At 52.1% G+C, this 10,074-nt stretch carries 8 protein-coding genes; 7 read left to right on the top strand and 1 reads right to left on the bottom strand.

The genetic code is table 11. From position 1 onward, the window contains the following. From ahcY to secA, 7 genes are all read left to right on the top strand, one after another. Nucleotides 1-1,303, top strand: a 1,303-nt coding sequence (gene ahcY, locus WAO31_RS06115; RefSeq protein ID WP_509591493.1) for an adenosylhomocysteinase, incomplete at its 5' end; no start/stop codon positions are given. An 8-nt stretch (nucleotides 1,304-1,311) separates the two neighbouring features. Next, on the top strand, nucleotides 1,312-1,980 hold the full coding sequence (gene mtrA, locus WAO31_RS06110; RefSeq protein WP_509591490.1) for an MtrAB system response regulator MtrA: 669 nt from the start codon (nucleotides 1,312-1,314) through the stop codon (nucleotides 1,978-1,980). Between the two features lie 5 nt (nucleotides 1,981-1,985). Further along, nucleotides 1,986-3,578 (top strand): MtrAB system histidine kinase MtrB, encoded by a 1,593-nt coding sequence (gene mtrB / locus WAO31_RS06105; RefSeq protein WP_509591488.1) that lies wholly within the window; start codon nucleotides 1,986-1,988, stop codon nucleotides 3,576-3,578. Further along, nucleotides 3,575-5,236, top strand: a complete 1,662-nt coding sequence (locus WAO31_RS06100) for an LpqB family beta-propeller domain-containing protein (RefSeq protein WP_509591486.1) — start codon at nucleotides 3,575-3,577, stop codon at nucleotides 5,234-5,236. The genes mtrB and WAO31_RS06100 overlap by 4 nt, the downstream gene beginning before the upstream one ends. Nucleotides 5,237-5,299: 63 nt before the next feature. Further along, nucleotides 5,300-5,944: a ComF family protein gene (locus WAO31_RS06095; RefSeq protein ID WP_509591483.1), complete on the top strand. Its 645-nt coding sequence runs from the start codon at nucleotides 5,300-5,302 to the stop codon at nucleotides 5,942-5,944. A 77-nt stretch (nucleotides 5,945-6,021) separates the two neighbouring features. Further along, complete coding sequence (hpf, locus tag WAO31_RS06090) at nucleotides 6,022-6,654, top strand: ribosome hibernation-promoting factor, HPF/YfiA family (RefSeq protein WP_509591481.1); 633 nt, start codon at nucleotides 6,022-6,024, stop codon at nucleotides 6,652-6,654. A gap of 62 nt (nucleotides 6,655-6,716) precedes the next feature. After that, complete coding sequence (secA, locus tag WAO31_RS06085; protein WP_509591479.1) at nucleotides 6,717-9,413, top strand: preprotein translocase subunit SecA; 2,697 nt, start codon at nucleotides 6,717-6,719, stop codon at nucleotides 9,411-9,413. On the opposite strand, the gene WAO31_RS06080 is transcribed toward secA, so the two are convergent. Beyond that, complete coding sequence (locus WAO31_RS06080; RefSeq protein ID WP_509591477.1) at nucleotides 9,410-9,850, bottom strand: Rv3235 family protein; 441 nt, start codon at nucleotides 9,848-9,850, stop codon at nucleotides 9,410-9,412. The genes secA and WAO31_RS06080 overlap by 4 nt on opposite strands. Between the last annotated feature and the right edge of the window lie 224 nt (nucleotides 9,851-10,074).

Below are 10,074 nucleotides of genomic sequence, written 5' to 3'. Positions count from 1 at the left end.
TCACATGACCGTGCAGACCGCTGTGTTGATTGAGACTCTGGCTGCACTGGGCGCTCAGGTGCGCTGGGCTAGCTGCAACATTTTCTCAACTCAGGATGAAGCCGCCGCCGCAGTTGCGGTTGGTTCCGGAACCGTGGATCAGCCTGCCGGAATTCCTGTTTTTGCTTGGAAGGGTGAAACCCTACCCGAGTACTGGTGGGCAACCTCAAGAATCTTTGACTGGTCAAAGGAAGCAGAAGCCGAGGGAGCAAGCTACACCGGTCCAAACATGATTTTGGATGACGGCGGAGACGCAACCCTTCTGGTTCACAAGGGACGCGAGTTCGAACTTGCCGGATCGGTTCCACCCACCGGTGCCGACGACAGCGAAGAGTACGGCGTTATTTTGGAGTTGCTGCGCGAGTCCTTGAAGCAGTCACCGGATCGCTTCACCAAGATTGCGGAAGAAATTATTGGAGTCACCGAAGAAACCACCACCGGTGTTCACAGACTCTACGAATTCTTCAAGCGCGGCGAACTGCTTTTCCCAGCCATCAACGTCAATGACGCCGTCACCAAGACCAAGTTTGATAACAAGTATGGAATTAGGCACTCTCTTCCCGATGGCCTCAACCGCGCAACCGATGTTCTCATCGGAGGAAAGACCGTTTGGGTTGGCGGCTACGGCGATGTTGGCAAGGGTGCCGTTGAGGCGATGGCCGGCCAGGGCGCAAGAGTTATCGTTAGCGAAATCGATCCGATTTGTGCTCTGCAGGCGGTAATGGATGGCTACCAAGTAGCTGCCCTGGAATCTGTAATCGAAGAAGTAGATATCTTTGTGACAGCAACTGGCAACACCAGAGTTATCACTCCCGAGCACGTCCTAAAGATGAAGAACTACGCAGTGATTGCAAACATTGGACACTTCGACGACGAGATCGACATGCTTGGCATTGGACGAATCCAGGGCGTAAGCAAAATTGAGATCAAGCCACAGGTTCACGAGTGGGTTTTACCCAACGGCAGAAGCGTTCTGATCTTGAGCGAGGGTCGTCTAATGAACCTCGGAAACGCAACCGGTCACCCAAGTTTTGTCATGAGCACCTCTTTCTCAAACCAGGTTCTGGCTCAGATTGAGTTGTTCACAAACCTAAAGGACTACCCGCTGGGCGTGCACTTCATCCCCAAGCACCTAGACGAGAAGGTGGCAAGGCTTCACCTAAAGGCTCTGGGTGTAGAACTGACCGAGCTAACCTCCGAACAGGCGAGGTATATTGGGGTTCCAGCAACCGGACCATTCAAGGTTGACCACTACCGCTACTAGGACCACTTATGACTCCTAAGATCTTGGTCGTCGACGACGATAATGCGCTTAGGGAAATGGTTGGCATTGTTCTAACGGCTGCGGGCTTCACTCCCGAGTACTGTCCTGACGGCGATACCGCCCTGGAGACTTTTCAAGCGGTCGAACCTGACTTGGTACTACTTGATGTCATGCTTCCCGGCAAGGACGGTATTGCCGTTTGCCAAGAAATTCGAGCGGTTTCGGGAACTCCGATCATCATGCTCACAGCCAAAAGCGAAACCCATGACGTTGTATTGGGCCTTGAAGCGGGAGCCGACGATTACATAGTCAAACCCTTTGAGCCAAGTGAATTAACGGCCCGAATCAAAGCAAGACTTCGCCCGATCTCAAGTTCGGAAGACTCCGTGACGATAGGACCACTCACTCTGGATGTTATCGGCCACCAGGTACTCAAAGATGGTTCCCAGATTTCACTCACACCTCTTGAGTTCAACCTGCTACTGACTCTGGCTCAAAAACCTAAGCAGGTTTTTACCAGGGAGATGCTGCTAGAAAAAGTTTGGGGTTATCACTACAAGGCTGACACCAGGCTGGTTAACGTTCACGTTCAGCGCCTTCGTTCCAAAATTGAAGAGGATCCAGACAATCCAAAAATTGTCACCACGGTTCGAGGCATCGGCTACAGGGCTGGATAATCTAAATGTTTAGTTTGTTTAGACGCTCGGTCCAGGCTCGAGCGGTGGCCACCACTGTTGTACTGAGTGGAGTTTTGATTGTTGCCCTCGGGGGTTTCTTATCTTTTTCTATCGGAAATGGATTATTTGAGGCAAGGCTCAGTCAGGTACTGGCCGAATCAGAAGCTGCCGTTATCGATGTTCAAAACACTTTTGCAGCCTCGAGCGTAAACGATGAAGTTGCTCTTCAAACGCTTATGAATTCGGTGGTCCCAAAACTTGAAGCAACCGGAGTCGCAAACTCAAGACGGGTTGCATTGCTTCGCACGCCGGGGCAATCGAGCATTCAAATCCTGCAGAGTCCCATTTCCGCTGGTTTAGAAACCTCGCTGATAGCCCAAAACTTCCGTACCGAAGTGAGAAATAGTAGCGGCCGAGTTTTGTATCAATCAATTCAGCTGCCAAACGCAGGAAATGATCTTGCCGGACTAAGGCCAGGAATTGTGGTGGGGTCTCCAGTAGAAATTCCATTGGCTGGCAAGTACGAGCTTTATTTGATTTTTGATCTTTCTAGTGAGCAGCAGGCCCTGGACTTTGTCCAGCAGACTCTGATTATTGGCGGCCTGGTGCTTATCTTGATCATTGGTGGCGTTGCTTACGTGGTGACCGGATGGTTGGTAAGGCCGGTGAAGGTGGCCGCCGAGGTATCCGAAGAGATTGCCGACGGAGCGCTCGATGTTCGCCTTCTAGAAAAAGGAGAAGACGTCATTGCGGTTCTGGCAAGGTCTTTCAATAAGATGGCCGATTCTCTGCAGCAGCAAATTACAAAGCTTGCGACCGTTTCTAAAATGCAGCAACGCTTTGTTTCAGATGTCTCCCACGAGCTTAGAACTCCACTCACCACCATTAAGCTCGCCGGAGATCTCATTTTCGATGCCAGGGACACCCTTGATCCGTCACTTCGGCGCTCCGCCGAGTTATTAAGTGGTCAAATAGTTCGGTTTGAAACGCTGTTGAATGACCTACTGGAAATCTCTCGCTACGACGCTGGTGCAGTTCGTGCAGAACTCGAAATTCATGATCTGAATCAGATTGTTGGAATGGCGGTCGCGTCCGTGGAGCCGCTGGCAACTGATCGCGGTAGTCAGATTCAAATCAAGCTTCCACCGGAGGAAGTGCTGGCCGAGTTCGACTCGAGAAGAATTGAACGCCTTCTTAGAAACCTGCTCGCTAACGCGATCGAGCACGGCGATGCCAAACCGATTGTTGTTGCGGTTGGCGTGAACGAAAAGGCCGTTGCAGTGAGCGTGACAGATAGTGGCGTGGGGATGAGCAAGCTGGAATTAGAAAGAGTCTTTGACAGGTTCTGGAGGGCAGACCCTGCGAGAAAGCGCACTACCGGTGGCACCGGTTTGGGACTTGCCATCTCCCTCGAGGACACCCTGCTGCACGGCGGATCGCTAGATGTTTGGGCAGAACCTAACAAGGGCGCAAGTTTTCGGCTAACGCTTCCCAAAGTTCAAGGGTCTGATTTTGGTAAGTCACCGCTAGAGCTTCCAGCAACAATTGGTTCGGACCAGACCGAGGTTATGGCTGGCGAGGACGAGGTTCGTCCGTGAAAAAATTATTTGCCTTTACGCTCATACTTACCTTGACCGGTTGCGCCGCCCTTCCCATTTCAGGTCCGGTTCGAATCGGACCTGAACTTACCCCGAACGTAGATGCCCAGACTTTTTACTACTCACCAGCCGGACCGGTAGACGGTGCTACACAGGCCGAAATACTCCGCGGTTTTCTAGCCGCTGGCACCGGCCCCCAGAACGACTACGCGGTTGCCAGAGAGTTCTTGAGCGAATCAATTCGCTCCAGTTGGAATCCAAACCTAGAGGTTTTGGTCCAGCGCCAAAGCCCGCAGGTCACAATTGGCGCAGATAATTCGGCTCAACTCTCGGTTGATGTTAGTGCCCAAATTGATGCCGACGGAAGGTACGAAACCAATCCAGCTGGAACGACCAGAATTTTGAATTACCAATTTGTCCAAGAGGCGGGACAGTGGCGACTCTCCTTCGCCCCAGATGCGACCGTCCTAATAAGACCGGTTTTCGAAGTGGTGTTTAGGGATTACGCAATTTACTTTGTTGATCGGCAAAGACGCGCTCTCGTTCCCGAGCTCCGCTGGTTCCCGTCCACCCCGGCAACCGGAACCAAGCTTGCTAACGCCCTTCTTCGAGGTCCAAGTAGCTGGCTTCGTCCAGCCGTGATTTCAGCGATCCCCAGCGGGACCAGACTCTCGATTGACGCCGTTACAGTGGAAAGGGGTGTCGCGCTGGTTGACCTAACCGCCAGAGCGCTGGTGGCCTCGCGCGCGGACCGCTCTTTGATGAAGGCTCAGCTCGATGCGACCTTGTCTCAACTGCCAAACGTGCAACAGGTGGCAATCTCTATCGAAAGATCCAGTCAGGAAACTATTGAGCCAGCTGGCCAGCTCAGGACTCTTGGAGCTCGGTCTCTTGTGGTTCTCGGTGATGAGGGACTCGAAGCCATAGTCAGCACAGAGACTGAGCTCCTGAATGCCGGGGAGGACTTTTTCGAACTCAACCCGACGTCAGAAATAGCAATCTCGGAGCAATCGAAGTGGCTTGCGGCTCTAACACCCGCGGGAGTCATTAGAACTAGCTCGATAGATCCGGGAGTAGCGGCCGAGCTTGTGGATGCCAGGGCCGGAATAGTCGGAATCGAATTCGATGCTCAGGGATACCTGTGGAGTCTTGGGAGATCTCGCGGTAGCGATGTCTTTGCAACTTTCACCAACGGGGAAAGAACTAGGGTTTCGGCTCCTTGGCTGGCGGGTGAGTCAGTGCGGGGATTCAACATTTCTCCGGAGGGGTCGCGCATTGCCATCTTGGTGGCTGGTCCCGAAAGAAACCGAGTACTTCTTTCTGGGATTGTCAGGGACTCAGCCGGTCAGCCCATTGAATTTGCAACCCCGATTGAAATTGCCTCAGAAGTTGCCGGTCCTACACAAATGAGTTGGGTCGACCTAACTACGGTAGTGGTAGTGAATTCAATAGCAGATTTCACAAACGCCGTCCTGGTTTCGGTGGGTGGAACCTCGAGAATCATAAGTGCCCTACCCAACACGGCTCTCATTGTTGGAGCTGGCGCTTCCTCTCAGCTTTACCTCCTAAGCAAACTCGGGGAGCTTTACCGATTTACTGGTTCTAGTTGGTCAATTCTCCGAAGCGACGTCAAAGCTCTAACGGTTGTTAACCGATAAAAAAGTTTTCAACAGTTTTTTATTCTTTGTTTTGGTAGTCCTCGGTCGGCCAATATAATTCGTGTGTCCAAAACAGGTTTACTCGATGTCATCTTTCCTTCAAGGTGTGCGGTGTGCGATGCCCCCGGTCCTAACCTCTGCCTGGGCTGCGATTTTGTCTTAGAGCCCAAGCCACATTATTTTTATCGCGGCCCCGTCAATGGACTTGCTGCCACAAGCTACTCACGTGAGGTCTCAAGTCTTTTGGTGGCGTTCAAGGACCGCGGCCAGTTTGCCCTTGCAAGAGAGTTGGGACAACTGATGGACCCTCTAGCTCAGGAGCTTTTGGCACTTTCGGATCTTTCGGGAGCTTCAGGCCAGTGCTATCTAGTTCCCGCGCCCAGCCGAATCCAAAACTTTGCCAAGCGTGGATTCCTACCGAGCCTTTTGCTTGCGAGGCAACTTGCAAAAAAGGTTCCAAACGCCAGGGTGTTGAACTGCCTAGTGTTGAGTTCGGAGGTACGAGACCAAGTTGGTCTTTCCAGTGCGGAGCGTATTTCAAACCTTGAGGGCAGCATGAGCCTGAATCAATCGGTTGCGGGAAAGACAGTATTTTTGGTCGACGATGTAGTGACGACAGGGGCCACCATCAGAGAAGCTTGGAAAACGCTGAGTCTTGGTGGAGCAATAGTTCTAGGAGCGCTGGTAGTTAGCGAGGCCAGGGCATAGCGTATGCGGGATATCTCAGATAGGTCTAGCCTGTTACCTAACAGGTTCAAAGTGGAACTTGGGAGCAGGAGGCAACCATGGAAATCAACATCTCTACCCGCAATCTTCAAGTCTCTGATCGGTTCAAGGATTACGTATCCGATCGGGCCCCGAAGGTATCCCAGCTTTCGTCGAGAGCAACCGCGCTGAACATAAAAGTCACCAGGTATGATCACAGCAAAAATTCCGGTCCCGAGGACCGCGTCGAGCTCACCGTTTTAGAGCCCGGTCACGTAATCCGTGCCGAGGCACAGGCCTCCGATAAGTTTGCAGCTTTTGACATTGCCTTTGGAAAGCTCTCCGAGCGGCTTCGCCGAGCCTCGGATCGACTAAAGGTTCACCGCGGAAGACACCGGAACCTCTCAGCCAGTGAGCTCAGTTCTTCTGATTTTGCAACCCTCGACATTAAGCCGGTTTCGGCCGATGTCCTGGTTCCTCTGGATCGCCCGGTGATGCCGGAGGCAGCCGTTCAGGAGCCAGACATGGGCGAGAGCCCGGTGGTCATTCGCCGGAAAGAGTTCCCTTCGGTTTCGATGTCTGTAGACGATGCGCTGTATCACATGGAGCTGGTGGGCCATGATTTCTATCTCTTTTTGGACGAAGAGTCCAAGAAACCGAGTGTGGTCTATAGGCGAAAAGGCTGGGACTACGGGGTTATTTCCCTGAGCTAGCTGGGCTAAGGCCCATCGTCTAAGATTGAAGGAATTACTTCCCCAATTGTTTGGAGCGTTCTTTGCCGTCTATTTTTGACAAGATTATCCGTGCCGGTGAGGGCAAGATCCTTGCAAAGCTGAAGGCCCTAACCTCAGCTGTGAACGCGCTCGAGCCTGAATTCCAGCAGCTATCTGACGACGAACTAAAGAACGAAACCGAGGTCCTCAGAGAGCGCTTTGCTAACGGGGAGTCACTAGACGACCTGTTGCCAGAGGCATTCGCGGCTGTTCGTGAAGCTGCCACCAGAACAATTGGACTTAGACCCTTCGATGTTCAGATCATGGGTGGAGCGGCACTGCACCTTGGCAACATCGCTGAGATGAAAACCGGTGAAGGTAAGACACTGGTTGCAACCCTTCCGGCTTACCTAAACGCCATCGCGGGTCGAGGCGTTCACGTTGTTACCGTGAATGACTACTTGGCCGGATACCAGTCCGAACTCATGAGTCGAGTCTTCAGAGCTCTTGGAATGACAACCGGTTGCATTCTCTCCGGTCAGGAGCCAGCCGAGCGTCGCGAGCAGTATCTTGCAGACATAACATATGGGACCAACAATGAGTTTGGCTTTGACTATCTGCGCGATAACATGGCATGGCAAAAATCTGACCTGGTCCAGCGCGGACACTTTTTTGCAATTGTTGACGAGGTTGACTCGATTCTGATCGACGAGGCAAGAACGCCTCTAATTATTTCCGGTCCTTCCTCAGGTGAGGCTAACCGCTGGTTCAACGAGTTTGCGAAGATCGCCGAGCGTTTGCAGCCTGTGATTGACTACGAAGTAGACGAAAAAAAGCGCACTGTTGGAATCTTGGAGCCGGGAATCCAAAAAGTAGAGGATTACCTGGGGATTGAGAACCTCTACGAATTGGCCAACACACCACTTATCTCTTTTCTTAATAACTCAATTCGTGCCAAGGCGCTATTCAAAAAGGACAAGGATTACGTCGTTCTTAAGGGTGAGGTGCTAATTGTTGACGAGCACACCGGTCGTATTCTTTCCGGCCGTCGATACAACGAGGGCATTCACCAGGCCATCGAAGCCAAGGAAGGCGTTGAGGTCAAGGCTGAGAACCAGACCCTGGCAACGGTCACCCTGCAGAACTTCTTCAGGTTGTATTCAAAAATCTCCGGCATGACCGGTACCGCGGAGACCGAGGCGGCTGAGTTTATGGCCACCTATAAGCTCGGCGTCATCCCAATCCCGACCAACCGCCCAATGGTTCGAATCGACCAGCGCGACCTGATCTATAAAAACGAAGAGGTAAAGTTCAACATGGTTGTCGAGGACATCGTTGAGCGTCACGCCAAGGGCCAGCCGGTTTTGGTTGGAACCACCAGCGTTGAAAAGAGCGAGTACCTATCGGTTCTCCTTGCCAAGCGTGGAGTTAAGCACGAGGTACTAAACGCCAAGAACAATGCCCGAGAGGCCTCAATCATTGCCATGGCCGGACGCTTCGGCGCGGTAACAGTTGCAACCAACATGGCTGGCCGTGGAACAGACATCATGCTCGGTGGAAACGCCGAGTTCTTAACCGTTGATGCCCTAAGTGCTAAGGGCCTAAGCCCCGAGGAAAATCCGGAGCAGTACGAGGCGACTTGGGCAACGGAGTTTGAGCGCATCAAGCAAGAAGTTGCAATCGAGGCCGAGAAGGTTTTGTCGGTCGGTGGACTTTACGTTCTTGGAACAGAGCGTCATGAGTCTAGAAGAATCGACAACCAGCTTCGTGGTCGAGCAGGTCGTCAGGGTGACGTCGGTGAATCTAGGTTCTATCTTTCTTTGACCGATGATCTGATGCGCCTATTCAACTCCGGTGCCGCTTCGGCACTGATGAACCGCTCGAGCGTTCCCGACGACACCGCAATTGAATCAAAGGTTGTTTCAAAGGCAATCGCCAGCGCCCAGTCGCAGGTTGAGGGTCGCAACGCCGAAATTAGAAAAAACGTTTTGAAGTATGACGATGTCTTAAACCGTCAGCGTGAGGCAATCTATGGCGATCGCCGATTCATTCTTGAGGGCGATGACATTCAGGGTCGCGTCGATAGCTTCCTAGAAGAAACTATTCGGTTCCTAACCAGCACAGCGATGGCTTCCAAGGAAGACACGGACGCAACTCTTCAGGCTCTATGGACTGAGCTCCGAGCCATCTACCCAGTCTCAATTGAGATAGATGAAGTTCTTGCCGAGGCCGGAAGCCGCTCCAAGCTAACGGCGGAGTTCTTGGCCAAAGAAATCATTAGCGATGCGAAGATTCAGTACGCTCGCAGAACTGAGTCGCTCGGTGAAGAGGCCATGCGTGAGCTTGAAAGACGTGTCGTACTATCGGTTATCGACCGCAAGTGGCGCGATCACCTGTATGAGATGGACTACCTCAAAGAGGGAATCGGACTTCGTGCCATGGCTCAGCGTGACCCGCTGGTTGAGTACCAGCGCGAGGGTTTTGACATGTTCCAGCAAATGATGGGCGCAATCCGGGAAGAGGCAGTGACTTACCTGTTCAACGTCGAAGTGACCTTGAACGAGTCGCCAGTTGATCAGATTAGACCGCAGGGAAACCTCACCTATAGCGCCCCCGGCGCACCCGCTGATGACGCGAAGCCGGTTGTAAACCAGGCTCCGGTCAACAGGGCTGCGGCCAGGAAGCTAGAGGCTACCAACCGCAAGAAAGCTGGCAAGGCGGAGAAACCCGAAAAGGGAAGCTCTTTCTTCAAGAATTAGAGAAACCCAATGTTGGTCGCTTTCCAGCTGCCGTTTTGACCCTCTAGTCGAATCGTTATTGCCTTGGCTCGCTTTCTATCGGACAGTAAGACGACCGACTCGATAACGTTCTCCGCGGGAGATTGGTATCTAACCCTCAGAACATCGGTGGGGGCAATCACAGTCTGCTTTCGATCACGCATTCTGGCTTGAGCCCTCGCGGATGATCGTCTTCTGAGTGATTCAAAAACGTGTTCATCTAAAAACTTTGAAAGCTGTTCGACTGGGCGGGTTCCCAAGATGACCTCGTTAATTGCTGTTGCAATGCGCGCGAGGTGTGCGGTGGCGTTTTGCAGAGGAGGTGTTTGTGGCAACTCCGGACCAAACTCTAAATACTTTTGATTTTCGTATTCGCGAGAGAAAACTGTGCTTTCGATTTTTATATCCGGCTTACGCATGAATCCTCTTTTCAGATTAGTTTCCTCAGGTGAGGTTTCTTGAGACTAGACCTTCGTAATACCGAATAAAGACCTGTTCAGGTACTTGTGTATAACTTTTGTGTAAAGAAATTTATCCGTCCAAGATGTGTAGATGAAACCAATCACATCGATGGAATTACACAAATATTCAAGCTATGGCTCACCGTTATATTTTCTAACTGGTTCCATAACCACCCTTCGCC

Source organism: Rhodoluna sp. (genome assembly GCF_049276775.1).
Taxonomy (GTDB): Bacteria; Actinomycetota; Actinomycetes; order Actinomycetales; family Microbacteriaceae; genus Rhodoluna.
Note: the sequence above shows the minus strand (reverse complement) of the source record. Positions and strands in the feature narration are given on the sequence as shown.